This window comes from Methylobacterium sp. WL12 (assembly GCF_008039475.1).
GTDB lineage: Bacteria > Pseudomonadota > Alphaproteobacteria > Rhizobiales > Beijerinckiaceae > Methylobacterium > Methylobacterium cerastii.
The window spans coordinates 1-1921 of record NZ_VRUW01000196.1; the positions used below are offsets into that span (position 1 = coordinate 1).

1 protein-coding gene is annotated in these 1921 nt (G+C 70.7%); it reads right to left on the reverse strand.

The window, feature by feature from the left end:
- On the reverse strand, positions 1 to 1913 hold a 1913-nt coding region (dxs, locus tag FV226_RS27400; RefSeq protein ID WP_246685643.1), incomplete at its 3' end, for a 1-deoxy-D-xylulose-5-phosphate synthase.
- Between the last annotated feature and the right edge of the window lie 8 nt (positions 1914 to 1921).

The following is a 1921-nucleotide window of genomic DNA, read 5'->3' on the forward strand; positions in this document are numbered from 1 at the left end:
CGCTCGGGCAGGATTTCCTCGACCTTTTTGACGATGCTGGCGGCGTCGAGGCCGGCTTCGGCGTACATCTTGTCGGGGCTGTCGTGGTCCTGGTAGGCGTCCGGCAGCGTCATCGTGCGGACCCGCAGCCGCATCGCGTCCAGCACCCCGCGCTCGGTGAGCAGGTGCAGCACCATCGCCCCGAACCCGCCGCGCGAGCCCTCCTCCAGGGTGATCAGCACCTCGTGGCTGGCCGCGAGATCCAGGATCAGCGCCTCGTCGAGCGGCTTGGCGAAGCGCGCGTCCGCCACCGTCACCGCGATGCCGGCCGCCGACAGCGTCTCAGCCGCCTTCAGCGCCTCGCCCAGACGCGTGCCGAGCGACAGCAGCGCCACCCGCGCATTCTCCGGCCGCGTCACGATCCGGCCGCGCCCGATCGCCAGCGGGACGCCGACCTCCGGCATCTCGACGCCCACGCCCTCGCCGCGCGGGTAGCGCAGCGCGATCGGGCCGGAATCGTGCGCGTGGCAGGTCGCCACCATGTGCACCAGCTCGGCCTCGTCGGCCGCCGCCATCACCGTCATGTTCGGCAGGCAGCACAGATACGCCAGGTCGAACGCGCCCGCATGCGTCGCCCCGTCCGCCCCCACCAGGCCCGCCCGGTCGAGGGCGAAGCGGACGGGAAGGTTCTGCAGCGCCACGTCGTGGATGACCTGGTCGTAGGCCCGCTGCAGGAAGGTCGAGTAGATCGCCACGAACGGCTTGTAGCCCTCCGTCGCGAGACCTCCGGCGAACGTCACCGCATGCTGCTCGGCGATGCCCACGTCGAAGGTCCGGTCGGGATGCGCCTTGCCGAACAGGTCGATGCCGGTGCCGCCCGGCATCGCCGCGGTGATCGCCACCACCTTCTCGTCGGCGTCCGCCGCCTTGATCAGGCTCTCGCCGAACACCCGCGTGTAGGCCGGCGCGTTGGCCTTGGCCTTGGTCTGCACCCCCGAGAGCACGTCGAACTTCACCACGCCGTGGTAGCGGTCGGCCGACGCCTCGGCCGGGGCGTAGCCCTTGCCCTTGCGCGTCACGACGTGCAGCAGGATCGGGCCCTGCTCGCTGTCGCGCACGTTCTTCAGCACCGGCAGCAGGTGGTCGAGGTTGTGCCCGTCCACCGGCCCGACGTAGTGGAAGCCCATCTCCTCGAACATCGTGCCCGAGCCGACGATCAGCCCGCGGGCGAACTCCTCGGCCTGCGCCGCACGCTGGTAGATCGCCTTCGGCAGCAGCTTGCCGAGCTGCTTGGCGGTCTCGCGCAGGCCGCGATACGCCCCGCCCGACGCCAGGCGCGCGAGGTAGGCCGACATCGCGCCGACAGGGGGCGCGATCGACATGTCGTTGTCGTTCAGGATCACGATCAGCCGCGAGTGCAGCGCGCCGGCGTTGTTCATCGCCTCGTAGGCCATGCCCGCCGACATCGAGCCGTCGCCGATCACCGCGATCATGTTGCGGCGCTTGGGCGCCTCGTGCCCGCGCGCCTTCTCGGCCGCCGCGTGGAGATCCCGCGCCACCGCCATGCCCAGCGCCGCCGAGATCGAGGTCGAGGAATGCGCCGCCCCGAACGGGTCGTACTCGCTCTCCGAGCGCTTGGTGAAGCCCGACAGCCCGCCGCCCTGCCGCAGCGTCCGCATCCGGTCGCGCCGGCCGGTCAGGATCTTGTGCGGGTAGGCCTGGTGCCCGACGTCCCACACGATCCGGTCGTCGGGCGTGTCGAACACGTGGTGCAACGCCACCGTCAGCTCGACCACCCCGAGCCCGGACCCGAGATGCCCGCCCGTCACCGACACGGTCTCGATCATCTCAGACCGAACCGCCTCCGCAACCGCCGGAAGGTCGCTCTCCGGCAACAGACGCAACGCAGACGTCTCAGACAAACCGTCCAAAATCGAGGGGG